The following is a 24,835-nucleotide window of genomic DNA, read 5'->3' as shown; positions in this document are numbered from 1 at the left end:
CGCCGCCGCGGTGGCGCTCGCCACCGCGCTGCTCGCCCTCACCGCGTGCGCCCCGGATGCCGAGGAGGACGCCGACAACACCGTCACCGTCTTCGCCGCGGCCTCCCTCACGAAGGCCTTCACCTTGATCGCCGACCAGTTCGAGGAGGAGCATCCCCGCGCCGGCATCGTGCTCAACTTCGGCGGCAGCTCCACCCTCGCCACACAGATCACCGAGGGCGCGCCCGGCGACGTCTTCGCCGCGGCCGACGAGACCACGATGGCCGGCGTGGTGGACGCGGGCGCCGCCGCCGACCCCGAGACCTTCGCACGCAACCAGCTCGTCATCGCCGTCCCCGAAGGCAACCCCGAGGGCATCACCGGCCTCCATGACCTCGTCGGCCTCTTGGTCGCCGTCTGCGCCGAGGAGGTGCCCTGCGGCGCGGCCGCGCGGACCGCGATCGAGGCGTCCGGCGCGTCGATCACCCCGTCCACCTACGAGCCCGACGTCAAGGCGACACTGGCCAAGCTCGCGATCAACCAGGTCGACGCCGCACTGGTCTACCGCACCGATGCCATGGCGGCGCACGGCGCCGTCGACGCGGTCGAGTTCCCCGAATCCGACTCGGCCGTCAACGCCTACCCGATCGCGCTCCTCGACGAGGCCACCAGCCCGAATCTCGCGGCCGAGTTCATCGCCCATGTCCAGTCGGACGCCGGCCAGGCCGTGCTCGAAGCCGAAGGGTTCCAGCGGCCGTGAGCACGGGGAACGCCTTGTCCGCCAAGCGGGTCCGACGCCGCCGGGTCCCGGCCGCGCTGCTGGCCCCGGCCGTGATCGGACTGGCGTTCCTCATCCTGCCGCTCGCGGGGCTGCTCGCCCGCGCTCCGTGGACCGAACTGCCCGCGCGGCTGGCCGAACCGGAAATGCTCGCGGCGCTGCGGCTCTCGCTGCTCACCGCGACCGCCGCGACCGCGCTCTCGCTGCTCTTCGGGGTGCCCATCGCGTGGCTGCTCGCTCGCGGCGAGTTCCCGGGACGGAGCGTGCTGCGCGCCCTGGTGACCGTCCCGCTCGTGCTCCCGCCCGTCGTCGGCGGTGTGGCGCTGCTGCTCGTGTTCGGCCGGAACGGGATCGTCGGGTCGTGGCTCTACGAGCGGTTCGACATCACGATCCCGTTCAGCACCACGGCGGTCGTGCTGGCGATGACGTTCGTGTCGATGCCGTTCCTGGTCGTGTCGGTCGAGGGCGCGTTGCGCGGGGCCGACCTCCGTTTCGAGGAGGCCGCGGCGACGCTCGGGGCGGGCCGGTGGACGGTGTTCACGCACGTGACGCTGCCGATGGTCGCGCCGGGTGTGCTCGCCGGGGCGGTGCTGTGCTGGGCGCGGGCGCTCGGTGAGTTCGGTGCGACGATCACGTTCGCGGGGAACTTCCCGGGCCGCACGCAGACGATGCCGCTCGCGGTCTACCTCGCGCTGCAATCGGATCTGGAAGCCGCGATCGTGCTCAGCCTGATCCTGCTGGCGGTGTCGGTGATCGTGCTGGCGTCGCTGCGCGAGCGCTGGACGGCCGCTCCGTGAGCGCCGCGACGAGGCCCGAGGCGGGCGGGTCGACAGCGGGCCTGGACGCGCACCTGGTCGTGGACCGCGGCGGGTTCCGGCTCGACCTGAGGCTGCGGGTCGAGCCGGGCGAGACCGTGGCCCTGTTGGGGCCCAATGGTGCGGGAAAGACCACAGCGCTGCGGGCGCTGGCCGGACTGGAGGCGTTGTCGGGCGGGCATCTCGTCCTGAACGGGGAGGCTCTGGACCGGCCGAGGTCGCGGACGGGCCGGATGAGGGCAGCGCGAGGCGGGTCGCAGATCGATGGCGCCGCCGATCGGCGGGGCGTCCGGTGGACGCCGCCGGAGGAGCGCCGGATCGGGGTGGTCTTTCAGGACTACCTGCTGTTCCCGCACCTGACGGCGATCGACAACGTCGCGTTCGGGCCGCGGCGGCGAGGGCTCGGTCGCGCTGAGGCCCGTGTGCTCGCGGCCGCATGGCTGGACCGGGTCGGCCTGGGGGACTTCGGGAAACGCCGACCGAAGCAGCTCTCCGGCGGACAGGCCCAGCGCGTGGCCCTCGCCCGTGCGCTCGCGACCGAACCGGCGCTGCTGCTGCTCGACGAGCCCCTCGCGGCCCTCGACGCCCGCACCCGACTCGACACCCGGGCGGAGCTCCACCGTCACCTGACGGGCCACACAGGCCCGGCAATCGTGGTCACCCACGACCCGGTGGACGCGCTCATGCTCGCCGACCGGCTCGTCGTGATCGAAGACGGCCGCGCGGTCCAAGAAGGCGACGCCGAGTCGGTCACCGCCCGGCCCCGCACCGACTACATCGCACGCCTCGTCGGTCTGAACCTGTACCGGGGCAAGGCGGAAGGCCACCAGGTCGTCCTCGACCGCGGTACCCACGGAGCAACCCCGGCAGGCACTGCAACCGATGGGGACGCCTCCGCCGGCGCTGCTCCGGCGGCCGAACACCAGGACGTCGGCGCACCGGACGGGCCGGTCGTGCTCGTCGCCTCCGATCCGCTCGAAGGCCCCGCGTTCGCCGCGTTCCCGCCGAGCGCGGTCGCCCTGTACCCCGAGCGCCCGGAGGGCAGCCCTCGGAACACCTGGCGGTCAACCGTTTCGGGCGTCCACCGCCACGGCGACAACCTCCGTGTCCAACTCGACGGGCCGCTCAAAGCCGCCGCCGACGTCACGCCCGCGGCCGCGGCCCAGCTCCGTCTCGAGCCGGGCCGACGGGTCTGGGCCACCGTCAAAGCCTCCGAGATACGCACCTACCCGGCTTGAGCCGACGAGCGCGCGGGCACCAGACGCTTGCGCGCCTTCGGCTTTCACGCCGGTCGGGGACGCGCCGACGGGCACGGCGGCCCACTGACCCCTAGATCGTGAACGCGATCTGCGGCCGACCGGAAACCGCGTCCACGGTGACCGCCGCGTCGACCTCGTAGACCTCGGCGATGAGCTCGGGCGTGAGCACCTGGGCCGGGGCCCCGGCCGCCACCGCGCGGCCGTCCTTCAGCACCAGGAGCGCATCGCAGAACATCGCCGCGAGATTGAGATCGTGCAGCGCCACCACCGTCGTGACCGGCAGTTCGGTGATGAGCCGCAGCAGGTCGAGCTGGTGCCGGATGTCCAAGTGGTTCGTCGGCTCGTCGAGCAGCAGCTCACGCGGCCGCTGCGCGAGCGCCCTGGCGATGTGGACGCGCTGGCGCTCGCCGCCGGAGAGCCGATGCCAGGACTCCCCCGCCTTCGCGGTGAGCCCGGTGCGCTCCAACGCCTCCGACACCGCGTCGGCGTCGGCCCGCCGGTCGCCGCCGAACACGCCGCGATGCGGGATGCGGCCCAGGCACACGATGTCGCGCACCGTGACGTCCACAGTGGTGTCCGCGTGTTGCGTGACGGTGGCGATCGTTCGGGCGGCCTCGCGCCGCGGGACCTCGGCCAGCGGCCGCTCGTCGAGTGTGACGACCCCGGCGGTGGGCCTGGCCACGCCGGAGAGCAGCCGGATGAGGGAGGACTTGCCGGAGCCGTTGGGGCCGAGCAATCCGACCGTCTCCCCGGGGCGCGGGTCGAGCGTGACGCCGTCGACGACGAGGCGGCCGCCCCGGTTCCAGGCGACGTCACGGGTCTGGAGGGTCACAGGGTCCTCCTGCGGCGGTACATGATCGCGATGAACACGGGCACGCCGACGAGCGCGGTGCTGACGCCGATCGGCAGCGGCGAGGGCGAGAACGCGATCCGCGAGAGGGCGTCGACCCACACCATGAAGATCGCCCCGATGAGCGCGGTGACGGGGACGAGCCGCAGATGGAGCGGTCCGGCGAGGAACCGGGCGGCGTGCGGCAGGACGAGGCCGACGAACCCGATCGCCCCCGCGACGCTGACCATCGTCGCGGTGAGGAGCGCGGCGGCGGCGATGAGCACGGCGCGCTCGCGTTTGACGTGGACGCCGAGCGAGGCGGCCACGTCGTCGCCGAACGCGAAGGCGTCCAGGACGTGCGCGCGCGAGAGGCAGAGCAGCGTCCCGGCGATCGCCGCGATGCCGCACAGGGCGGCGCCGTTCCAGCGGACCCCTTCGAGCGAGCCGAGGAGCCAGAACATCACGCCGCGGGTCGCGTCGGAGTCCGCGAAAGCGAAGATCACGAACGAGGTGATCGCGGAGAACAGCTGGGTGACCGCGATGCCGGCGAGGATGAGCTTGTCGTCGCCGCCGCCCGCGAGGCGCGCGATGCCCAGGACCGCGGCGAAGGACACGAGCGAGCCGATGAACGCCCCGCCGGGGACGCCGAGCCCGGAGGCGCCGACGCCGAGGATCGCGACGACGACCGCCCCTGAGGAGGCGCCGGAGGAGATGCCCAGGACGTACGGGTCGGCGAGCGGGTTGCGCAGCAGCGACTGGAGGATGAGGCCGCAGAGCCCGAGCCCGGCGCCGCACGCGGCGGCGACGAGGGCGCGCGGCAGGCGGTCCTCCCACACGATCGCCTCTTTCGAGACCCGCACCGGGATGTCGGCGCCGCCGAGGTGGTTGAGGAGGATGTCGCGCACGTTCACGAGGGACACGTCCGCGGGCCCGAGCGTGATGGCGGCGCCGACCGAGACGAGCAGCAGCGCCAGGGCGGCGAGGCCGACGCCGACGAAGCGCGGGCGCGACCCGCCGCGGGTCGGCGCGGCCGTCGCCGTCGCGGTCGTCACGCGGCGGCCTGGAGGGACCGCAGCTCCTCGGCGAGGGCTTCGAGGCCGTCGACCAGCCGGATGGACGGGTTCATCTCGGCGCCGTGCAGCGCGATGAACCGCTCTTCGGCGACCGCGGTGAGGCCCTTGGTGACCGGGTCGGTCTGGAGGAATTCGATCTTCTCGGCGGCCTGGTCGCCGGGCCAGCGCTCGCGGCTGAGGTCGCCCATGACGATGACGTCGGGGTCGCGGTCGACGAAGGTCTCCCAGGTGGTGGCGGGCCAGTCGTCGGCGAGGTCGTCGAAGACGTTGACGGCGCCGACCTCGTCGGCGAGGATCCCGGCGGAGCCGAGGCCGCCCGCGACGTAGGGGGTCTTGAGGTCGGAGAACCAGAACGCGACGGTCAGGCCGGTGTCGGTGACGCCGTCGAGCGCGGCCTGGCGGCGGGCTTCGAGGTCGGCGACGAGGGCTTCGCCGCGGCCGGGGACGTCGAAGATCTGGGCGAGTTCGCGGATCTCCTGGTAGAGCGCGTCGAAGGTGAGCGGCCGGGTGCGGGTGCCGCCGCCGTTGATGCTGATGTCGCCGTCGCAGTCGGTGGGCGAGAGGTAGGACTCGATGCCGGTCTCGGCGAAGCGGTCGCGTTCGGCGACGCCGCCTTGGGCGAAGTGGCGGCCGAAGGAGGCGGTGACGAAGTCGGGGTCGGCGCCGAGGACGACTTCGTAGGTGGGGGCCTCGTCGGCGAGTCGGGGGACGGCGGCGTTGGCGTCGGCGAGGTCGTCGCGGACCGGGTCGGTCCAGGAGGCGGTGCCGACCATGCGGTCTTCGAGGCCGAGGGAGAGGAGGATCTCGGTCGAGCCCTGGTCGAGGGAGACGACGCGCTGCGGGGCGGCGTCGAAGGTGGTCTCCCGGCCGCAGTTGTCGACGGTGAGCGGGTAGGTCGTCGCGCCTTCGCCCGCTGCGGCGGACGTCGCCGACCTCGCCGAGGCTCGCGTTCTTCGCGACGATCTGGCCCTCGACGTTGGAGGGATCGATGTCGGAGTAGTCGGCATCGGGCGCGAGGATCGAACCTTCGACCGTATCGCCGCTGGTGATGCGCAGCCGTGTGGTGTCGTTGAAGTTCCACAGCATGTACGGCGCCTGAAGTCCGCTGATACCGGCCTGTGGCGCGACCTGCCAGTCGAGCTCGCCGCCCGAACCGGACGTATCCACATTGATCAGCAGCGGGGCGGTGCCGTTCGGTTCGTTCTCGAAGACGATGCCCGCCATGTTGTTCAGGTCCTCACCGGTGACGTTGAGGATGTTGGTGACGCCCTCGTCCAGTGTGATCCGGACCTGCTGGTTCTGCTGGACCTGGCCCTTCGGCACGGTCGCGCCCTGATCGTCCCGCATCTCGACCTCGTGCGCCTCGCACGACCACAGGTCGGCCGCGTTCGAGCGGAGCTCGGCGAAGGCCGCGTCGAAGTCGATCGGGGAGGTCGGGCCGATCGAGCCGATCGGCTGCTGCAGGTTCAGCTCGATCCTCGGCGTCGAGTCGTAGCCCGCGCCGTCCACCACCAGGCGGGTGTTGACCGAGGCGTTGTTGGCGTCCGTGTTCAACGCCTCGGCGCCGGTCAGATCGCCGACCTTCACATAGTCGTGCACCTGCACCACCGATGCCGCTGGGTCCTGGGTGAAGTCGATCCGGCCGCCCACGACGAGCGCGCTCGGCACCGCGTCCCCCGGCGCGATGAACGTGCTCGCGTCGTGGATGTTGACGTTGTACGAACCGGCGACGACCAGGTTCCCGCCCGTCGCGATCCCGCCTTCGGACTCGGTCGAGACGAGAACCGTCTCGTGTTCGACGAATGCGTTGAACCCGAGCGCCGGTGCGAGCGGGTCCACTGTGACTGGCACGGCTTGCGCGACTGGGACGGTGCCCGCAGTCGCGAGAGCCGCCGCAATAACGACTCCGGCCGCTCCGAGGACGGCGAGACGACCCGCTCGGAGGCGGGACCTGCGATTCGACGGCGACTTCGGCATAGCACTCCCCCTGAAGTGGACGGTGGTCGACTGCCGGTGGGAGGAGTCGTCGACGAGCCTGGCAATGCCGACACCGGTCGCATGGTGCGAAACGCCCGGATATCCGATCTCGTGCGCCACCTTCCGCTCCTTGCCGTGAGGCTTGCGGCAGTAGACCGGTTACTGGAGGATTGGCGTTGTGGGGCAAGTGAATCCGGCCCCACATGACCAAGGAGGATTCCATATGGATCAACCCGGGGAACGCCGCGAGCGCGGGCTCAAGACCCTGCGGCACCTCTCGGGCGAGGCCGAACCGACGGTCGTCGCCTCACTGGCCGATATCGCTCCCGACCTGGGCCGGTTCATCGCCGAATTCGCCTACGGGGACGTCCTGACCCGACCCGAACTCGACCTGCGCGATCGCGAGCTCGTCACGATCGGCGCGCTGGCGTCGCTGGGCAACGCCGCCCCGCAGCTGCGCTTCCACATCAACGGCGCCCTCAACGCCGGCTGCACCCGCACCGAGGTGATCGAGGCGCTCATCCAGATCGCCGTCTACGCGGGCTTCCCCGCCGCGATCAACGCGGTCGAGGCCGCACGGGAGGTCTTCGCCGCGCGCGACGCCGAGCGCTGATCCGCGACCCGAAACCATCGAATCCGACTCATGAGGACACCGCTGGGGCGCATCGCGATCGCGATGCGCCCCAGCGGTTGCCATACCCAGCGGGCAGGATTGGATTCGGGGGTTCCCAGTCTCGGCGACGCTCGCGAGCCGTACATGGGCCGGGTTCGATCAGCGGGCTGCGGCCCCATGGGACCGGTACGACCTACAAGTACTGGCCGACGTGCTGCTGCGGGATCGGCGGCTCGGTCGTCGTCGGGTCGGCACCGCTGCGCCGCGCGTACAGCTCGGCGAGGGTCATCGGGTCGCGCACCGTGTCCCCGCCGAGCCAGTCGCTCGACTCGAGGGCCGAGAGCGCCCCGACCTCGATCTGCGCGAGGCACCGGCCCGGCCGGACCACCGCCGGGTGCAGACGGTCGAGCCGCTCGTTCGTGGTGATCGCGACCATGATCTCGCGGCCCTGCCCGAGCAGGCCGTCCGTCAGGTTCAGCAGCCGCGCGAGGGACTGCCCCGACGCCTCCTTCGCCTCGCCGCGGATCAGCTCGTCGCAGTCCTCCAGGACCATGAGCCGCCAGTGGCCGCGCCGCGGCTCGTCCGGGTTCAGGTCCGCGTCCATCACCAGGTCCATCTCCGACCCGATGATGACCTCCATGAGGTAGGACGGGTCCGCGAAGAACGCCTCCGGGTCGAGCACCGTGTCGACCTGGCACCACGGCGCCCATTCGCGCGCGAGCGCCCGCAGCGCCGTGGTCTTGCCCGTCCCGGGCGGGCCGTGGAACAGCACGAGCCGCCCGGCCACGTCCGAAGCCTGCGTCGCCATGAGCTTGCCCAGCGCCGACCCGGCGTTCGAGGAGTAGTTCCGCTCGATCTCCGGCCAGCGCGGCGCGCTGATCGACCGGGTGGACCGGAACGGGCCCCGCGCCGACCGGTACCAGAAGCCCATGTCGACCTTGTCGTCGCCGACCTCCTCGACCGAACCGGTGCGGTCGGTGAGGTACGCGGCGATCTCCTCGGCGCGCTCGCGCGTCACCGCGGTCACGACCGCCTGGCCCGAGCCGTCCCGCCACCGCTGCGTCCGCAGCGTCCAGCCGTCACCGGTCACCAGTTGCAGAAAGGAGGCCCCGGAAATCGACCGGACGAGTGAACCGCCCTCAGGTATGAGATCCACGTCGTCGGCGACCAAGTCGAGGGCCCGCACCACCGCGTGAGGTTGGGCGCCGGAGACGTACGCGTCCAGAGCCATGAGGTTCAGCACGTTCGACGGATCGTCCGAGCCGTCGAGCGTGAAGTGCATGTTGCCGAGCACGCCGCCGCTCCCCTGAAGCAGGTTCATGATCTCACCGCGTCTTTCGATGATTCCCATCGCGATCCACCATAGAAAACTACGGCGACGTCTCCGCCGCCGTGACTGCCCGCACGGCAAAGCCTGCCGCGCTCCGTGCCTTATGACTGTGTGTCCTGCAACCCCCCAGACGGCTGACATGCGCCCGCAGGGCTCGCCGTGGGGTTGCCGGAGACGACTTGACCCCACCCGGTGGGGCGTGAGCTGGAACAATCAGCCATGCTGGGTTACGTGACCGCATCGACCGAGACCAGCCAAAACACCGCCGCCACCATACCTGGCGGAGGCACGGCGTCCCGAGGCGGGCAGCAGCGGGCGGCGCGGCCCGGAATGCGTGTGCTCGCCCTTTGCGCGGCGGTGCTCGCGGGGCTCGCCGTCGCCGTGATCGCGCTCGACCTCGGCGGGGCCGTGGACGTGGCGTCGCTGCCGGGCCTGTCGGCCGCCGACCCCGCCGTCACGTGGGCCGCGGGCCTCCTCAAGTACGGGTACGACCTGGCGATGCTCGCCGCGGTCGGCTGCATGATCGCGGCCGCGTGCTTCCTGCCCGGGCGCCAGGGCGACCGCGCCCGGCTCACCGGCCAGTCGTGGCGGTGGCTGCGCGTCGGCGCCGCCGCCTCCGGCATCTGGGCGCTCATCGGCTTCGCGAGCCTCCCGGTCGAAGCCGCGAATCTCAACGCGGTCGCGTTCGACCAGATCCACGCCCGGGACGTCTGGTTCTATGTCAACGAATTCGAGCAAGGCCGAGCGCTCGTGTTCGCGATGCTGCTCGCGACCGCCGCCGCCGTGGTCGCGGCGCGGGCGTTCACGATCCCCGGCGCGGTGTGCGCGGCCGCGCTCGCGGTCGCGGCGGCACTCCCGCCGGTGTTCACCGGGCACTCGGCGTCGAACGGGAACCACCAGATCGCCGTCGACGGGCTCCTCATCCACGTCGTCGCCGCCGCGTTCTGGGCGGGCGGCCTGTTCGCGCTGTTCATCGCCCGCCGCGACCCGCTGGTCGCGGCCCGCCGTTACTCCGATGCGGCCGTGTTCGCGTACGCCGCGATCGGCTTCTCGGGCCTGATCGTGTTCTGCGCCAACGTGAACTTCACCGACCTGTGGGAGTCGGACTACGGGCGCATCGCGCTCGCCAAGTTCGCGGTGCTCGCGATCGGCGGCGTCTTCGGCTGGGCGCACCGGCGCCGCACGCTGCCGCGCGTCGCCGCCGGAGACCGGGGCGCCTTCACACGGCTCGCCGCGGTCGAACTGGGGCTCATGGCGATCGCGTTCGGTCTGGCCTCGTCCCTGTCGGTGACGCCGCCGCCGTCGGAGGAGCTGGCCGACCCGAACACGGCGCTGCTCGGCTTCCCCACGCCCGGCCCGTTGTCCGCCTCCGCCATCGCCTTCGACTGGTACCCGTCCGTGCTGTTCTGCACGGCCGCGCTGGCGCTCGTAGGCGCGTACGTCGCGGGCGTGGTGCGTCTGCGCCGCCGCGGCGACTCCTGGCCCTGGTACCGCACGGCCCTGTGGATCGCCGGATGGGCGGTCGTCGTCATCACCACCTCCTCCGGGCTGAGCAAGTACGGGATGGTCCTGTTCAGCGCGCACATGGTGCAGCACATGGCGTTGAACATGCTCGCGCCGATCCTCCTCGTGCTCGCCGCCCCGGTCACGCTCGCGCTGCGCGCCCTCAGACCCGACCGCGCCGGCGGAGCGCGCGAATGGCTGCTCGCCGCGATCCACAGCCGCTGGTCGCGCCTCGTCTCGCGCCCGCTCGTGGCCCTGTTCATCTACCTGACCAGCCTGTACCTCATGTACTTCACGGGCATGTTCGAGTGGGCGATGCGCTCGCACTTCGGGCACCTGTTCATGACGATGCACTTCCTCGCCGCCGGATGCCTCTTCTTCTGGGTCATCATCGGCCCCGACCCGAAACCGCGCCCGCTCTCCTACCCGGCGAAGGTCCTGCTGTACTTCGTGTCGATCGTCTTCCACGCGATCTTCGGCCTCACCCTCATGATGGGCACCAACCTGATCGCCGCCGACTGGTACACCCAGCTCGCCTTCCCGTGGGCGGGCGACCTCCTCGCCGACCAGCGCGCCGGGGGCGGCATCGCCTGGGCGTTCGGTGAGATCCCCAGCCTCATCATCATCGTCGTCCTCATCGCGCAGTGGACCCGCTCCGAAGAGCGCGAAGGCCGCCGCCTCGACCGGATGGCCGAGCGCGCCGCCGCCTCGGGCCGCCCCGAGGACGACCCGCACGAGGTCTACAACGCCTATCTCGCGAGCCTCGACCAGGAGCGACGCTGAACGACCTGGCTTTCACCAGGGTGCGAACCGGTCGTTAGACAGATGCGTGCGCACCTGGAACGACCGTAGGGTGGGCCGATGACCGCAGACAACATCCGCTTCGAAACGCTCGCCGTCCACGCCGCCGAACCCCGGCCCGCACACGGCCGCTCCGTCGTCTTCCCCATCTACCAGGGCACGGTCTACGAGATCGAACCCGGTGGCGGCGTCGACTACCTGCGCTACTCCAACACGCCCACCCAGGGCTACGTCCAGGAGAAGCTCGCCGCGCTCGAGGGCGCCGAGGCCGCCGTCGCCACCGCCTCCGGCATGGCCGCGATCAGCACCGCGCTCGCCAGCGTCCTCGCCTCCGGCGACCGCGTCATCGTCGCCGGGAACATCTACGGCGGGACCCACGCGCTCCTCGCGGAGGAATCCCGCCGCATCGGCTGGGGCGTCGACTTCGTGGACGCCGACGACCCCGCCGCCTGGGCGGCCGCACTCACTCCCGCGACCAAGGCGGTCTACGTCGAGTCGATCACCAACCCGCTCGTCAGGGTCGGCGATCTCGCCGGGCTCGCACGCTTCAGCCGCGAGCACGGTCTGACCTCGATCATCGACAACACGTTCACCACCCCGATGCTGTTCCGGCCGCACACCATCGGCTACGACCTGGTGTGCCACTCGGCCACGAAGGCGCTCAACGGGCATTCGGACCTCGTCGCGGGGGTCGTCACCGGCTCGGCCGAGCGGATCGAGCGGGTGCGCCACTTCCTGATGCTGTACGGCGGCAGCCTCGACCCGCACGCCGCGTTCCTGCTCTCGCGCGGTCTCAAGACCCTCGCGATCCGAGTCCGGGTGCAGGGCGAGAACGCGCTTGCGCTGGCGCGGTTCCTGGAGGGGCACAGGGCGGTCGCCGAGGTGCACCATCCGGGGTTGGAGTCGCATCCCGACCATGCGCGGGCCGCGGCGTTGTTCGGCGGGTTCGGGTCGATGCTGGCGTTCCGGCCGGCCGGGGGACTGGAGGCGGCCGAGCGGTTGCTGAAATCGCTGCGGATCCCTTACTCGGCGGCGAGTCTCGGGGGCGTCGAGTCGCTGGTGACGCGCCCGGCGATCAGCAGCCACGCGAAGCTGACCGCCGAGGAGCGGGAGGCGGCCGGCATCGGCGACGACCTCATCCGGTTCTCGACCGGCATCGAAGCGGCCGAGGACCTCATCGCGGACTTCGATCGGGCGCTCGAGGACTGAGGTCGGCGGCGTCGTTCGCGAACGGCCGTCCGCAGCCCCCACCCGCCACTGGAGGGGGAGGTACGGTACGCCGAGCGTCGCAGGCGGGTCCGACAGGAATCGCCGCAGAACGCCGCCGCCCCCGCGGAATGCACGCGATCGAGTGAACCACCGTGAGCGCTCGTCGTGTCAGGGCCGTTTGCTCCAGTGCGGCATGGGGACCGGGGCGAACCTGATCCTCGTGCCGGGCCTCGCCTGGGCCGCCGCGGCCTGGGCTTCGGCGCCGACGACGCCGACGACGGGATAGCCGCCGGTGGTCGGGTGGTCGGCGCCGAAGAGGATCAGCTGCCCGTTCGGCGGCACCTGGAGCGCGCCCGCCACGAGGCCCTCGCTCGGCAGCTCCGCGGTGTCGTTGCGACGCAGCATGTGCCCGTCGAGGCGCAGCCCGATCCGGTTGGAGTGCTCGGAGACCGTCCACACGCCGCGCGTGAGTTCGGCGACCGCCTCGGGCCGGAACCACTCCAGCCGCGGCCCCAGGTGGAGCTTCATGACGATCTCCTCGCTGATCCCCGCCCACGGCGCGGGCCACTGCGTCGGCAGCGGGGGGTGCGCGGGGCTGGGGCCGAGCGGGATGGTGTCGCCGTCGTGCAGTGGCGCCGGGCCGAGGCCGGAGAGGAGGCAGGTCGAGTGCGATCCGAGGCTCGACTTCGGGTGCAGTCCGCCGGAGAACGCGAGGTAGGAGCGCACCCCGACCTCGGCGGGTCCGGCGTCGAGCACCGAACCGGCCTTGAGCTTCACCGGCTGCCCCCAGGCCTCCGGACGTCCGTCCACGGTGACCGGACACGGGGCGCCGCCCACGACCACGGTGACGTTCCGGTGGGCCCTCACGGTGCAGCCGTTCAGGGTCGTCTCGAGCGCGCATGCCCCGGTCGGGTTGCCCGCCAACTGGTTCGCGAGCCGCCACGACGGCTGGTCGGCCGCCCCCGAGGGCGGCACCGCGAGGTGCTTCCAGCCTGGACGCCCGGCGTCCTGGCAGGTCGTGAGGACGCCCGCGCGCAGGATCTCGATGTGGCTCATACCCGCACCGCCGCGAACCGCACCTTGGTGCCGGGGACGAGGAGCGCCGCCGGCTCGCGGTGTTCGTTCCACAGCCGGCCCGGGTTCGTCATCGTCGCGATGAGCTGCCAACCTCCGGGGCTCGAGCGCGGATAGACGCCGGTGTAGGGCCCGGCGATGGCCACGGAACCGGCCGGAACCGCGGTGCGCGGCTCGTCGCGGCGCGGCACGTGGAACTCCTCGGGCAGGCCCTCGAGGTAGGCGAACCCGGGAGTGAACCCGCAGAACGCCGCCTCGTACTCCACACTGGAGTGAATGTCGGCCACTTCCTCGACGCTCACACCCCATGCCTGCGCTACGGCTTCGAGGTCGGGTCCGTCATAGCAGACGGGGATCTCGACGGCCTCGCCCGCCGTCTCGGGTTCGACCGTGAGCGGCCAGCCCGGGAGTTCGGCGGCGAGCAGTTCGGGCTCGTCGATGCCGTCGACGAGTACGGTCGTCGCACCCGGGATGAGGTCGGCGGCCTCCAAGAGGCCGGACATGCGCCGGGCCTGGAGCGAGCGGTAGCAGGCGCGCGCGACCGCGGTGGTGCCGCAGTCGATCAGGATGCCGCGCGACCCGGCCGGAAGCGGCCTGAGAGGGTGGGCGGTGGGTCTGGTGCTCACGAGAAAGCCTCCACGTCGATGCCTCGCTCTGTCAATGCGGCTTTGATGGAGGCAGCGACCTCCACTGTGTCTGGACCATCGCCGTGTACGCAGATCGTTTCGGCCGCAACGCGAGTGCGGGTGCCGTCAATGGCGGTCACGACCCCTTCTTCAGCGAGTGACACGGCCTGTGCGACCGCCTCGGCGGGCGTCAGCAGCGCCCCGGGCTGACTGCGCGGCACCAGGCGCCCGTCGGGCAGGTACCCGCGGTCGGCGAAGGCCTCGCCGACGACGGTGAGTCCGGCCTCGGTCGCGAGGAGGTCGAGCGCGCTCCCGCGCTGGGTGAGCATCGCGCTCACGCCCGCGAGTTTCGCGCCCTCGACCACGGCCGCGGCCTGGCCCGGGTCGCGCCCGGCCCGATGGTAAAGCGCCCCATGCGGTTTCACGTACGCGACCGTCGCCCCCGCGGCCTCGGCGAAGACCCGGAGCGCGCCGATCTGGTAGGCCACTTCGGCGGCCAGTTCGTCTGGGGGGACGTCGATCTCGCGCCGGCCGAACCCGGCGAGGTCCCGGTAGGAGACCTGGGCGCCGATGCGCACGCCGCGGGAGACGGCGAGGGCGGTGACGCGCTGCAGCGTGGCCGGGTCTCCGGCGTGGAAACCGCACGCGACATTCGCGCTCGTGACGATGCGCAGCAGCGCGTCATCGTCGGTGAGCACCCAGCGACCGAAACCCTCCCCCAGGTCCGCGTTGAGGTCCATGCCTAAACGGTACCGGAGCGCGAGGGATTCGGGCGCTTCGGGAACGGGGGGAGAAACCCCACCCCCGAGCCACCCGTTCGGATGAGGCGGCAGCCACTTCCCGACACGTTCGGGTGACACGGTCGCCGCCGAGCCCGGTTCTTGTCGGACCCGCGCGCAAGGCTGGGCGGTATTGTCCCCTCTCGTGGTGGGTGGGGGTTTGTGGACGGGGATTCGCCGGGCCGCGGCTTGCTCACGGCGCACCGCCGGGCGACTTGCGGCAAGCGTTTTCTTTCGCTAAGTTTCAAGCACCCCACCGGTGCCGCCTCCCGGCCGCCGACTTCTTGGAGGATCCATGACGACAGGTCCGACCACACCGACCCCGCAGGCCGCTCCCGCCGAGGACCACCGCGCCCCCGCGCCGCTCTTCGCCGACCCCGTCTTCGACGGCCCCACCGACCCCACCGTCGTCTTCGACCCCGAGAGCGCCCTCTGGCACCTCTTCTACACCCAGCGCCGCGCCAACACCGCCGACGCGGGCGTCGCCTGGGTGCACGGCACCGAGATCGGCCGCGCCACCAGCCCTGACGGTCGAGAATGGACCTACAAGGGCACTGTCGCCCTCCCCGGCACCGCCGCCGGCGACACCTGGTGGGCCCCCGAGCTCCTGCGCCACGACGGTCAGTGGCACATGTACGTCACCTACCTCGAAGGCGTCCGCGAGGACTGGTCCGGCCCCGCTGAGATCCGCCACTACACCTCCGCGGACCTCGAGGACTGGGTATACCGCTCCACTCTCGACCTGGATTCGGCGCGCGCCATCGACGCCACCGTCCACCGGCTCCCGAACGGCAAGTGGCGCATGTGGTTCAAAGACGAATCCCGCGAGAGCCGCATCCACACCGCCGACTCCGATGACCTCTTCACCTGGACCCCGACCGGTCCCGCCGTCGTCGACCAGGCCCAGGAGGGCCCCACCGTCTTCCCGCTCGGCGGCGTCTACTGGATGGTCACCGACGGCTGGTCCGGCCTCCTCGTCCACCGCTCCACCGACCTCGAGCACTGGCACCGCCAGCCCGTGCCGCTCCTCGCCGGGCCCGGCAGGCGCGCTTTCGATGAGGCGCTCGGCCACCACGCCATGGCCCTCACGCAGGGCCCTGACGAGGGCTTCCTCTACTACTTCACCCATCCCGGCGGCGGGCGCCGCTCCACCGTCCAGGTAGCGCGTCTCCATGTGCGCGAGGGCTGGCTGCGCTGCGACCGCGACGAGCCGTTCGCGTACCGTCCCGATCCCGCCAAGGCGCCGGCCCTCCGCGGAGGCCGCGCCTGAAGCACCTCCGCGCGCGAACCGGCCGCCCCCGGTCCTCCGGGGGCGGCCGCCCTGTGTCTGGAGCGAGCAGTGTGACCGGAGTGCACGCTCGAATCCGCACCAATATGGACAGAGTCGACATGATGACGCTCGGTGAACAGGCTTGCCGAAACCCCTGGTAGACAGCCATTTTCGGGGGACGCGAAGTTTGCGTTCCGGGTCTATGCTGGGACTCACATTGAGTCCATTGAGCCCCCCGGAGGCGGCATGTTCGGTGAGGACGACGTCGCCCAGCAGCTGGCGGAAGCCCGCTCGCAACTGGACGTCGTCAGGCAGACCCAGCAGGACCATCAGGTCCCTCCCGTCACCGCCGAGGCGGCCGACGGGCGTATCCGGATCATCCTCGGCGCGAACGGCCGCGTCGAGCGCCTCGAATTCACGGAGGTGCGAGTCCTCAAGGAGGGCACCGAATTCCTCGAAGAGGAGCTCCGCAACGTCGTCAACGCGGCCCTCGACGCCCGCGCCGAGTCCCTCTCGGCCGACATGGCCGCGCCCGACCTGGAGGCCATCGGCGAGGCCGTCGCCAAGATCCAGGACCAGGGCCTCGCCCAAATGCGCGCCATGAGCACCCAGATCAGCGCGGTCATGAAGAAACTCCAGGGAGGGGCCTGACATGGCGGTGCAGCTCGACCTCGACTCGATCCGGGAGGGCGCCGACGCGCTCGACGCCGCGACCGAGGTGGTCCAAGGCCTCTTCGACGAATTCAGATCCGCCGTCGAAGGCCTCGCCGACTCCTTCGGCGGCGACATGATCGGCTCGCTCCTCGACCTCGCGCACCAGGTGTGCATGGAGGCCCTCATGGAGTGCATCGAGTCGAACGTCGAAGACCTCCTCGACTACGCCGTCAACCTTCGCGAGATGGCCGACAACCACGAGGCCGCCGACAGCGAGGCCGCCCGCATCTTCCGCGAACTCCTCGCCGAACTCGGCTTCTAGACCCCGCCCCGGCCGCCGGCACCGGCCCCGCGCCTTCCTTCATCACCCTTTGCGTTCCTCCCCTTACGAAGGAGACCCCAGTGGGTATGCAACTGCCCTCAGAACTCACGAGCCTGCTCTCCATGCTCGGCTACGACTGGCCCGAATCGGACGAGACGAAGCTCTTCGACCTCGGCGACAACTGGACGAGGCTCTCAGACCAGCTCACCGGAGCGATCGACCAGCTCGAGAACGCCGCCCGAGGCGTCATCGACAACAACGTCAGCAAGGACATCGACGCGTTCCGCTCCGAATGGGAGGACGGCGAGTCCGCGGTGCGGAACATCGCCGACATCGGCGAGCCCTCGAACATCATCAGCATCGGCCTCATGATCGCCGCCGGCGTCGTGCTCGCCCTGAAACTGCAGATGATCGTTCAGCTCGTCACCCTCGCCATCCAGATCGCGCAGGCCATCGCCACCGCCGTGGTCACCTTCGGGGCCTCGCTCCTGGAGATCCCCATCTTCAAGATGATCACCTCGATGCTCATCGACCAGCTCCTCAACATGGCGATCGAGGCGGTGCTCAATGGCTAGGGTGCGCACGCGGGCCGCCCGGAAGTCCGTGTCCAAGGGCGCCAAGATCATCGCGGGCATCATCGACAATCCGCGCTTCTTCCGCGCGGGCAAGGGCCGCGGCGTCAAACCCAAGGTCGTGACGATCAAGTTCGACTCCAAGATGAGCAAGAAGGACTTCCGGACGAAGGCCGACTCGCTCCTGCGCCTCAGCCGCGAGGGCAAGCTCCGCAAGACCCCCGTCAAACGCGACCCGCAGATCACCCGCGACTACCGGGGCGCGACCATCCGCAGACTCGCCGGGCGCCACCGCGGCGACCGGGCCGAGCAGCGGCGCATCGCCCAGAAGTTCAGCGGCCGCACCTCCGCGAACCGGGCCGGGGACGGACTCGACCCCGACCACGTGCACGAATTGCAGCTGGGCGGGCGCGACCACGCTGATAACCTCCGCTGGATGGACGCCTACACCAACCGCACCATCGGCTCCCAGATCGCCGGGCAGCTCAGAGGCGTCCCCGACGGCACGCCCGTCATCATCAGAGTCCTCGGATACTGAAAGGACCGTCCAGGATGGAACTCGCGGCGAAAGTGGCGCTCGTGCGACCCCGCATGGGAGAGCTCGTCCGGTACGGATGGGACTACGAGCTCGGCGAACCGGCCGAGCCCGCGGGCCTGCCGCCCGCGCTCGCGGACCTGTACCGGGTCTTCGACGGCCTGAGCACCCGCCTGGGGTTCATCGACATCCTCGATGCCGAAGGCGCCCTTGCCGAACTCGCGAAGAAAGGGGCGGGGGACCTGCACGACCCCGTCCCGAACCTGCTGCAGTTCGGCAACATCGGCTACAGCGACGCGCTGTGCACCGCCATCGATTCCGGTGCGGTGCACCTGTTCAACGGCGACTTGTACATCGACGCCGTCAAGACGGGCGAGTCGTTGGAGACCAGGGTGCTCGCCCCCAGTCCGGTCGCCTTCGCCGACGAGTTCCTCTTCGGGCCGCGCTACCGGGAGCTCATCGACCTCGTCGGTGGCTACCCGACCCCCGAAGACGAGGAGGAGGACGAATGGCGCCTCCTCATCGAATCGCTCGGCTTCGCCTGACCACCTTGTCCCGCAACCCGAAAGCATCCCCGACCTGAGGAGGCCCGCATGCCCGCGGCAGCGAAGTACCAAACACTGTGGACTGAAGACGAACTGATCCCGTACCCGAGAGAGGCCTGGCTCGAGGACGGCTTCCCGGCCGCGGCCCTCCCCGAAGGCGACGAGGTGCCCCTCGACGTCGAGGTCGTCTACACCGCCTACCTCACCGGCAGCCCCGGCCTCTACGACACGATCAGCCTCGGCACCGAGGACGGCAAGGTCGACCTGCGGCTCATCGTGGTCGGCGCGGTCGAGGACGACAAGAACCTCCTGTACGTGCTCGACCCCGCCAGCGGCGACATCCTCCAGCTCGACCAGACCGACCCCCGCGACGTCCAAGCCGTGAACTCCAACTACCGCTGCTTCATCGAGTTCCTCTACCACTTCCAGCAGTTCGTCAACGCCGATGAGGGCAAACCGGGCCGCGCCGAACGGGCCGCCTCCCTCCGAGAGATCCTGATCCGCCTGGACCCCAACGCCTTCGCGGCCGGAACCTGGTGGCCCCTGGTCTTCGACCAGCTCACCTCATAGTGGCCGGTGAGCTGCCGTGCTTCCCACTGAACGGCACCAGCACACCGTCGGCCGAGGCCAGGAGAAACGAGGCGGGGGGGGGGGGGGGGGGGGGGCCGGCCCCCCCCCCGGGGGGGGGGCCGCCCCCCCCCCCCCCCCCCCCCCCCCGCCTCGTATCGTCTACTCGCTGAAGAGCCGTTCGATGTCATTGGTTACAGCGGCTTGGTCGAGCCAGTGCTCCAACTGTGCCTGATCCTGGCAGGCGAGGATCTTCTTCGCCACCCGATCGGGGACCGCAACACCGCGAGCGGTGAGCACTCGAAGGATCGCCTTGGCCTCGCCCTTGGCCTCGCCCTCCGCACGGCCTTCTTCACGACCCCTCGCCAGGAGCTCCTGCGCGTATGGGTGCTGATAGCGGAAGTCTTCGATCTTCATGAGTTCTCTCCAGATCTCGTAGGCCTCGGTCCCGTCCAAGCCGACGCCGACGATGTCAGCATACTGGCTGGCCAGTTCAGGGGCCAGGGTGTTGATTGCGCGCCAGAGCTCTTCCAGCTCGGCTTTGGTCGGGTTGTCTTTGAGGGCGAACAGGAGCATGAACCCCATGTCGTCGCCCGGATCGAACTCGTTGAGGCAGACCACCGCAGGTCTCATGACATGCAGTCCGAACCCCAAGTCGATCGGTTGTCGCGCCCATTTGGCGGCCGTGGGGTCTACCGTCACCACGACCAAGACGGTTGGGCACTGGTGTTCCAGTCGCAGCGCAGCGGTGAAGTACGGCCAGTCAAACTCCTTCCGCCGTTCCTTGCCGTGCTGCATCTCGAACACCACAGCGAGCTGCGCCTTCCCGTCGCTGTAGAGCACCTGGACCCCGTCGGAGATCCTCTCGATCGGGACGATGAGGTTCGCGGCCTCGCCGGAGGGCAGGATGCTGTCGTGGATCGGCAGCGTCTCCCCTGTTGCCCTGGCGAGGAGGTTCGCAAGGAGGTCGGGGACCTCCTTTGTCAGCTTGATGATGGCTTCGTGACGTTTACCCGCGGCCATCGGCGGTCCTTTCGTTCGGGGGCCACGAGCTCCTTGAGCCCGAATGACGGATGAACGGCCGCTTCTGCGACCAGCTCTCGGATCGGACCGCGGTGCCATTCGTCCGAGCCGATGGGGAACCGCCTGGTTCGAATACGTCCACGAATCCTCCTTTCTTCTCGCGGCCGCCAAGATGCGACCGGGTCTTGGCGGAGGTGGGTTCAGCGGGCCGCGGAGGTGAGGCGCGGGGTGCGGGTGATGGCGTGGACGGCGCGTTTGAACGCCGTGCCGATTCGGGCGGCGAGCGACGGCTTGCGATGGGACACATGGACGGCGGCGAGGTCGGCCGACTTCCGCAGGAAGCGCTGGAACGCGATCTCGCGGAGCCTGGCCTCGTACGCCTCGCGAGTGGCCGGGGCGGGGATGGGGTCTGGGCGCTCGCCTCGGCGGTGACGGCCGGTCGGGAGTGGGAGCTGGAGGGTGTCCGACGTGATCGGATACGGCCGAGGGCGGTGGTACGGGTGCGCTGGCCTGGCGCTTCGCAGATAACCGGATCGGTCGTGTGAAACGCCGACGCGACTGTTTTCGGGCAGCCTGAATTCAGGTAGGGTCGTGTACGACATGGAGGCAGCGCCTTCCTGTTTTAGGTGCCGCTCGGTGGAACTAAGTTGGTAGCTGAGAGCCACCGAGCGGCGATTAACGAATGCCTATTCGGTTGGGTTCGAGGGTGCCTCGCTACAAAGGGGACACATGATCACCATGGTGAGTGATCGTCGTTCTGGTGTCAACCTTCGTACCGGCGTGTCATGAAACCTGAAGTGGGCGCTTCGTCACATTCAGCGCGCGGCGCGGAGTAGGCTGACGAGATCCGTTGCGGCAAGGTCGAACACGGGCGACGAGTCCCCGAGTTTCGAGTCCCTGACATGGAATCCGTCCGAGTCACCGCAGCTGGAAAGCTCGACACAGTCGGAGTTGTTGTCACTGCCGCTGAGAGAGCTCTTCCGCCATGCCCGGCGAAGTTCGACACAGCTGGAGTCATTGTCGCCACCGCTACGAGTGCTCTTGCGCCAAGCCGTCACGTCGGTCATCGAGGTACTCCTGCAACCTGATCGATTTCCCCAGGAGGATCTGCCAGAGCTCATCGTATCGCCCGATTCGGTCGGGGTCCTCGATGCACCACTGGTGTCCCACACGTCCGTGTACGCGAAGGCCGGTCCGCCGAACGCGGACTTGGCTGGACGATAGATCTCGAATGCTCCACCCCGCTCGGGGTGGAGTGCGGAGACGATTCTGGTCTCCCAGTTGGGGAGTGCATCGAGCTGTTGCAGGCGGTCGAGTTGAGCCTGGCGGTCAGCTTCGCCGAGGAACCGCAAGTTCAAGAGTGCGGTCTCGCTGGTAAGGAGCGTGACGCGAGGCTTGTCGGTCCGAGCGAGCAGGGGTTCGATGCGTTCTTTCTTGAACGCCCAGCTGCGATTGAGCTGTTCGACGGTGTAATCTCCGGACCGCCCCACGAGGTGGAAATGGTAAGCGCGGGTCTGGGCGATTCCCGGGATGAACAGATCTGCGGGACTACACGGTCCGCGCTTCGAGCGCCCACGCGCCGGATTCGTTCCAGGTGATCACGGGGGAGCATGAGGACATCGTGCTCGTCGTGTCCGGTCTGAACTCGGTCAACTACAAGACGACCTGGGGTCCGTTCTGGCGGTCCTTCAAGCCCGCGTGGAAGATCTGGGTCGAGGAGTCGTCGCTGCGCGTCTTCAATCGCGGGCGCCAGCCCATCGAATCCGCTCCGACCACGGTGAAGTGGTGCAATGGTTAGGACCGCCGGCGCCGCAGAGGACGGCCCGCGCAGGCTCCGCTCCGACGGCCTGTCGCCCGCCGAGGGCTTCCTCGGCGACTTCACCAGGGGCCCCGCCCTGTTCAGCGTCTACGACCTTGGGGCCGATCAGTCGGGCTACCCGAACGGCCCGAACCGCTACCTCATCGACGTCGAGGACGGCGTCGGCGCCCGGGAGTGCTGCCGGTTCACCGACGACCCAGAAGACGAACCGGCCTGGCGCGGCGCCTGGAACAACGACCCCTGGTGTCCCTGGATCCTGAAGCACGCCAAGGCCCAGTTCCCCCGCTCAGGATGAGCGGGCGGTGTCGGGTCAGCGCCTCCACGCCTTCGGTGGAGGCATGGCGGGCGCCGATCAGCGCTGCAGCTGCGTCATGAGGAATTCGACGAAGGCCGAATCGGCGCAGATGGGGGAACAGCGGCCGCTAGCCCTTCGTGCCCTCCAACTGCATGAGGGCGATCGACCACCAGGACTCGCGGTCGGCGAACGCCTCCGGGTCGATCGCGGTCAGCTCGGCGCGCAACGCCTTGGCCCGCTTGGCGCGGCCCGCCGCGCCGGTGTCGGCGTCGATGAACAGCGCGAAGTGGTACAGGAACTCGGCGAGCGCCTTGAACGTCGAGTTCACCAACTCCAGCGTCCCGTCGCTCACCCCCAGCAGCAGGATCTGGCCGCTGCCGGTGTCGAGGCAGAACAGCATGTCGTCCTTGTCGTCCGGGACCGCGCCGACCACCGCCAGCGCGAGCTTCCCGTCCCGGCCCATGTCGAGGTCGATCCGGCTGTACAGGTCGAACCGGGCGTCCTCGAGGTAGGCGGTGTACACCACGGACATGTCGAGCGGCAGGAAGTCGACCGCGGGATAGGTCGTCGCGGGAGCCTTGAACTCGCCGATCCACGCGTCGCGCGGATACGGGACGACGTTGTCGCTCTCCCAGGCCTTCAGATACGCGTCGCTGTCGGTCACAGTGCTTCCTTACAGGGGGAGTGGGGGATCAGAAGAGTCCGGTCACGGCCGCGACCACGAACAGGACCAGGATCACGAGCACGCCGATCGCGAAGTACAGGAACACCTGCGGAGAGATCGCGAACAGGATCAGCGCCAGCACCGCCGCGATCGCGACCGCGACACCGGTGATCTTCCACTTGCGAGAGCCCTCGTTCGCGCCGTCGCGCAACTGCTGGTTCGCCTTCGACAGCGAAGCGGGCATGACCGTGGTCGGTTCCATCTCGGCGTCCGCGAAACCCGGGGGCGGCAGCGGCTGCAGATCCGAGAGAAGGATGTCGAGCTCGGAGTAGACCTTCGCCTGCATGGCGGCGTCGATGCGTTCCTGGAACTCGGGCACGTCGAGGCGGCCCTCCTCGACCGCCTGCCGCAGCCGCTCGATCACCACCTGCCGGTCGGACTCCGACGCACGCATCTGATCGCGGTCCATTCCGAGACACCTCCATAGTCGGATGCTCCTCAAGGATGCCAGCACGCCGCAACAGGCGCCAGAGAAACCTGCGGGCCGCGCGCCGCGGACCCTTCCCCGGACGGCGCGAAGCTGCGACGATGGGACCGTGAGCGAGCGGGAGCAAGTGATCGTCGGTGTCGGGGCGGGCACCGAGCCCACCGACATGGTGCTCAACATCGGCCCGCAGCACCCGTCCACGCACGGGGTGCTGCGTCTGCGGCTGCGCGTCGACGGCGAACGCGTCACCGAATGCGAGCCGATCATCGGCTACATGCACAGGGGTGCCGAGAAGCTGTACGAGGTGCGCGACTTCCGCCAGATCATGCTGCTCGCCAACCGGCATGACTGGCTCTCCGCGTTCTCCTCCGAGCTCGGCGTGGCCCTCGCCGCCGAACGCCTCGCCGGGATCGAGGTGCCCGAACGGGCGGTGTGGCTGCGCATGGCGCTGGCCGAGATGAACCGGGTGCTCAACCACCTCATGTTCCTCGGCTCGTATCCGCTGGAGATCGGGGCGATCACCCCGATGTTCTACGCGTTCACCGAACGCGAACGGCTGCAGCAGGTCATGGAGGAGGCCAGCGGCGGGCGCATCCACTACATGTACAACTGCGTGGGCGGGCTCAAGGCGGACGTCCCCTCGGGTTGGGAGGGGCGGGCGCACCGGGCGCTCGACGAGGTCGAGACGGGCATGGTCCGGCTCGACAAGCTGCTGCGGCACAACGAGATCTTCGCGGCCCGCACGAAGGGCGTCGGGGTGCTGGACGCCGCCACGGCCGCCGCGTACGGCGTGACCGGTCCGGTGGCGCGCGCGAGCGGTCTCGATTTCGACCTGCGCCGGGACGAGCCGTACCTCGCGTACGACCAGCTGGACGTGCCGGTGGTGCTGCGCACCGAAGGCGACTGCTATGCGCGGTTCATCTGCCTGCTCGACCAGGTGCAGGTCTCGATCGACCTCGGACGGCAGTGCCTGGAGCAGGCATCGCTCCTCAGTGGACCGGTGAACGTCAAGCAGCCGAAGATCTTCAAGCCGCCCGTGGGCGAGACCTACGTGTGGACCGAGAACCCGTTGGGCGCCAACGGGTACTACCTGGTGAGCCGGGGCGAGAAGACGCCGTGGCGGCTGAAGCTGCGCACCGCGTCCTACGCGAACGTGCAGGCGCTGGCGACGCTCATGACGGGCTGCCTCATCCCGGACATGATCGCGATCCTCGGCTCGATGTTCTTCGTGGTCGGCGACATCGACAAGTGAGCGGGCGGCTCAGACCGCGAACAGGTTGTCGACGATCCCGACGGCGAAGATCGTGCCGAGGACGAACGCGATGCTGCTCGACGGTCTGCGATCTGGCGTTGGGGATCGGTCCGGTGTAGACCGGCCTGCTCACGGCAACACGGCGCCCTCGGCCGTGCCGGTCCGCCTCGGCGGTCACGGCG

The 24,835-nt window shown here is 69.9% G+C and carries 28 protein-coding genes and 1 pseudogene; 16 read left to right on the top strand and 13 right to left on the bottom strand.

Annotated features, from left to right (window positions below):
* Positions 1-10: 10 nt before the first annotated feature.
* The 3 genes from modA to JHY01_RS16150 are packed head-to-tail and all read left to right on the top strand — an operon-like array spanning position 11 to position 2,810.
* Entirely contained in the window at positions 11-739 is a 729-nt protein-coding gene (modA, locus tag JHY01_RS16160) for a molybdate ABC transporter substrate-binding protein (RefSeq protein WP_374199540.1), read from the top strand.
* Positions 736-1,554, top strand: a complete 819-nt coding sequence (locus JHY01_RS16155) for an ABC transporter permease (RefSeq protein ID WP_307814469.1) — start codon at positions 736-738, stop codon at positions 1,552-1,554. The genes modA and JHY01_RS16155 overlap by 4 nt, the downstream gene beginning before the upstream one ends.
* Positions 1,551-2,810, top strand: a complete 1,260-nt coding sequence (locus JHY01_RS16150) for an ABC transporter ATP-binding protein (RefSeq protein WP_205326689.1) — start codon at positions 1,551-1,553, stop codon at positions 2,808-2,810. The genes JHY01_RS16155 and JHY01_RS16150 overlap by 4 nt, the downstream gene beginning before the upstream one ends.
* A 91-nt stretch (positions 2,811-2,901) precedes the next feature.
* Here JHY01_RS16150 and JHY01_RS16145 read toward each other — a convergent pair whose 3' ends face one another.
* The 4 genes and pseudogenes from JHY01_RS16145 to JHY01_RS28155 all read right to left on the bottom strand — a co-directional run.
* Positions 2,902-3,663 carry an ABC transporter ATP-binding protein gene (locus JHY01_RS16145; protein WP_205326688.1) on the bottom strand — a complete coding sequence of 254 codons (762 nt, stop codon included), beginning with the start codon at positions 3,661-3,663 and terminating at the stop codon, positions 2,902-2,904.
* Positions 3,660-4,715, bottom strand: coding sequence for an iron ABC transporter permease (locus JHY01_RS16140; RefSeq protein ID WP_205326786.1), 1,056 nt, complete (start codon positions 4,713-4,715; stop codon positions 3,660-3,662). Before JHY01_RS16140 ends, JHY01_RS16145 begins: the two co-directional genes overlap by 4 nt.
* Entirely contained in the window at positions 4,712-5,743 is a 1,032-nt protein-coding gene (locus JHY01_RS16135) for an ABC transporter substrate-binding protein (protein WP_205326687.1), read from the bottom strand. The genes JHY01_RS16140 and JHY01_RS16135 overlap by 4 nt, the downstream gene beginning before the upstream one ends.
* Positions 5,736-6,713, bottom strand: a pseudogene (locus JHY01_RS28155) (collagen-binding domain-containing protein); the annotation flags it as partial. The pseudogene JHY01_RS28155 and the gene JHY01_RS16135, both read right to left, overlap by 8 nt.
* 223 nt (positions 6,714-6,936) lie before the next feature.
* Here JHY01_RS28155 and JHY01_RS16125 point away from each other — a divergent pair.
* Positions 6,937-7,326, top strand: a complete 390-nt coding sequence (locus JHY01_RS16125) for a carboxymuconolactone decarboxylase family protein (protein ID WP_205326686.1) — start codon at positions 6,937-6,939, stop codon at positions 7,324-7,326.
* A 193-nt stretch (positions 7,327-7,519) separates the two neighbouring features.
* On the opposite strand, the gene JHY01_RS16120 is transcribed toward JHY01_RS16125, so the two are convergent.
* Positions 7,520-8,677, bottom strand: coding sequence for a DUF5925 domain-containing protein (locus tag JHY01_RS16120; protein WP_205326685.1), 1,158 nt, complete (start codon positions 8,675-8,677; stop codon positions 7,520-7,522).
* A 315-nt stretch (positions 8,678-8,992) separates the two neighbouring features.
* Here JHY01_RS16120 and JHY01_RS16115 point away from each other — a divergent pair, with 315 nt between their 5' ends.
* Complete coding sequence (locus tag JHY01_RS16115) at positions 8,993-10,942, top strand: cytochrome c oxidase assembly protein (protein ID WP_205326684.1); 1,950 nt, start codon at positions 8,993-8,995, stop codon at positions 10,940-10,942.
* A 78-nt stretch (positions 10,943-11,020) separates the two neighbouring features.
* Complete coding sequence (locus tag JHY01_RS16110; RefSeq protein WP_205326683.1) at positions 11,021-12,169, top strand: PLP-dependent aspartate aminotransferase family protein; 1,149 nt, start codon at positions 11,021-11,023, stop codon at positions 12,167-12,169.
* Positions 12,170-12,337: 168 nt separating this feature from the next.
* Here JHY01_RS16110 and JHY01_RS16105 read toward each other — a convergent pair whose 3' ends face one another.
* From JHY01_RS16105 to JHY01_RS16095, 3 genes are read right to left on the bottom strand one after another with little or no spacing between them, the layout of a single operon-like run.
* Positions 12,338-13,225 (bottom strand): biotin-dependent carboxyltransferase family protein, encoded by an 888-nt coding sequence (locus tag JHY01_RS16105; protein ID WP_205326682.1) that lies wholly within the window; start codon positions 13,223-13,225, stop codon positions 12,338-12,340.
* Positions 13,222-13,869, bottom strand: a complete 648-nt coding sequence (locus JHY01_RS16100; protein WP_205326681.1) for an allophanate hydrolase subunit 1 — start codon at positions 13,867-13,869, stop codon at positions 13,222-13,224. The genes JHY01_RS16105 and JHY01_RS16100 overlap by 4 nt, the downstream gene beginning before the upstream one ends.
* Positions 13,866-14,609: a LamB/YcsF family protein gene (locus tag JHY01_RS16095; RefSeq protein WP_205326680.1), complete on the bottom strand. Its 744-nt coding sequence runs from the start codon at positions 14,607-14,609 to the stop codon at positions 13,866-13,868. Before JHY01_RS16095 ends, JHY01_RS16100 begins: the two co-directional genes overlap by 4 nt.
* 334 nt (positions 14,610-14,943) lie before the next feature.
* On the opposite strand from JHY01_RS16095, the gene JHY01_RS16090 reads away from it, so the two are divergent.
* The 7 genes from JHY01_RS16090 to JHY01_RS16060 all read left to right on the top strand — a co-directional run bounded on the left by JHY01_RS16090 (position 14,944) and on the right by JHY01_RS16060 (position 19,116).
* On the top strand, positions 14,944-15,918 hold the full coding sequence (locus JHY01_RS16090; protein WP_205326679.1) for a hypothetical protein: 975 nt from the start codon (positions 14,944-14,946) through the stop codon (positions 15,916-15,918).
* A 246-nt stretch (positions 15,919-16,164) separates the two neighbouring features.
* On the top strand, positions 16,165-16,569 hold the full coding sequence (locus JHY01_RS16085) for a YbaB/EbfC family nucleoid-associated protein (protein WP_205326678.1): 405 nt from the start codon (positions 16,165-16,167) through the stop codon (positions 16,567-16,569).
* A 1-nt stretch (position 16,570) separates the two neighbouring features.
* Complete coding sequence (locus JHY01_RS16080; RefSeq protein ID WP_205326677.1) at positions 16,571-16,894, top strand: WXG100 family type VII secretion target; 324 nt, start codon at positions 16,571-16,573, stop codon at positions 16,892-16,894.
* An 80-nt stretch (positions 16,895-16,974) separates the two neighbouring features.
* The gene (locus tag JHY01_RS16075; protein ID WP_374199538.1) at positions 16,975-17,469 is read left to right on the top strand and encodes a hypothetical protein; all 495 of its coding nucleotides are present in this window, start codon (positions 16,975-16,977) and stop codon (positions 17,467-17,469) included.
* A complete protein-coding gene (locus JHY01_RS16070) occupies positions 17,462-18,004 on the top strand; it encodes a hypothetical protein (protein WP_205326675.1) in 543 nt (180 codons plus the stop codon). The genes JHY01_RS16075 and JHY01_RS16070 overlap by 8 nt, the downstream gene beginning before the upstream one ends.
* A 14-nt stretch (positions 18,005-18,018) precedes the next feature.
* A complete protein-coding gene (locus JHY01_RS16065) occupies positions 18,019-18,546 on the top strand; it encodes a hypothetical protein (RefSeq protein WP_205326674.1) in 528 nt (175 codons plus the stop codon).
* A 48-nt stretch (positions 18,547-18,594) separates the two neighbouring features.
* Positions 18,595-19,116 (top strand): SUKH-4 family immunity protein, encoded by a 522-nt coding sequence (locus JHY01_RS16060; protein WP_205326673.1) that lies wholly within the window; start codon positions 18,595-18,597, stop codon positions 19,114-19,116.
* A gap of 159 nt (positions 19,117-19,275) precedes the next feature.
* On the opposite strand, the gene JHY01_RS16055 is transcribed toward JHY01_RS16060, so the two are convergent.
* The 3 genes from JHY01_RS16055 to JHY01_RS26765 all read right to left on the bottom strand — a co-directional run bounded on the left by JHY01_RS16055 (position 19,276) and on the right by JHY01_RS26765 (position 21,668).
* A complete protein-coding gene (locus JHY01_RS16055) occupies positions 19,276-20,136 on the bottom strand; it encodes a hypothetical protein (protein ID WP_205326672.1) in 861 nt (286 codons plus the stop codon).
* Between the two features lie 200 nt (positions 20,137-20,336).
* Complete coding sequence (locus tag JHY01_RS16050) at positions 20,337-20,738, bottom strand: hypothetical protein (protein WP_205326671.1); 402 nt, start codon at positions 20,736-20,738, stop codon at positions 20,337-20,339.
* 213 nt (positions 20,739-20,951) lie between these two features.
* Complete coding sequence (locus tag JHY01_RS26765; RefSeq protein ID WP_307814474.1) at positions 20,952-21,668, bottom strand: Scr1 family TA system antitoxin-like transcriptional regulator; 717 nt, start codon at positions 21,666-21,668, stop codon at positions 20,952-20,954.
* 62 nt (positions 21,669-21,730) lie between these two features.
* On the opposite strand from JHY01_RS26765, the gene JHY01_RS16040 reads away from it, so the two are divergent.
* Both JHY01_RS16040 and JHY01_RS16035 read left to right on the top strand, forming a co-directional pair.
* Positions 21,731-21,934 (top strand): hypothetical protein, encoded by a 204-nt coding sequence (locus tag JHY01_RS16040; RefSeq protein WP_205326670.1) that lies wholly within the window; start codon positions 21,731-21,733, stop codon positions 21,932-21,934.
* A complete protein-coding gene (locus JHY01_RS16035) occupies positions 21,927-22,250 on the top strand; it encodes a hypothetical protein (protein ID WP_205326669.1) in 324 nt (107 codons plus the stop codon). Before JHY01_RS16040 ends, JHY01_RS16035 begins: the two co-directional genes overlap by 8 nt.
* A 127-nt stretch (positions 22,251-22,377) precedes the next feature.
* Here the strand turns inward: JHY01_RS16035 and JHY01_RS27795 are convergent, their stop codons facing one another.
* Both JHY01_RS27795 and JHY01_RS16025 read right to left on the bottom strand, forming a co-directional pair.
* Positions 22,378-22,914, bottom strand: a complete 537-nt coding sequence (locus JHY01_RS27795) for an SUKH-4 family immunity protein (RefSeq protein ID WP_205326668.1) — start codon at positions 22,912-22,914, stop codon at positions 22,378-22,380.
* 28 nt (positions 22,915-22,942) lie between these two features.
* The gene (locus JHY01_RS16025) at positions 22,943-23,383 is read right to left on the bottom strand and encodes a DUF1707 domain-containing protein (protein ID WP_205326667.1); all 441 of its coding nucleotides are present in this window, start codon (positions 23,381-23,383) and stop codon (positions 22,943-22,945) included.
* A 184-nt stretch (positions 23,384-23,567) separates the two neighbouring features.
* Between JHY01_RS16025 and JHY01_RS16020 the strand changes: the two genes are divergently transcribed.
* Positions 23,568-24,653, top strand: a complete 1,086-nt coding sequence (locus tag JHY01_RS16020) for an NADH-quinone oxidoreductase subunit D (RefSeq protein WP_240192871.1) — start codon at positions 23,568-23,570, stop codon at positions 24,651-24,653.
* The last annotated feature ends 182 nt before the right edge of the window (positions 24,654-24,835 follow it).

The organism is Glycomyces sp. YM15, from assembly GCF_016918015.1.
Classification (GTDB): domain Bacteria; phylum Actinomycetota; class Actinomycetes; order Mycobacteriales; family Micromonosporaceae; genus Glycomyces.
This window is presented reverse-complemented; position numbering and strand designations above follow the sequence as displayed.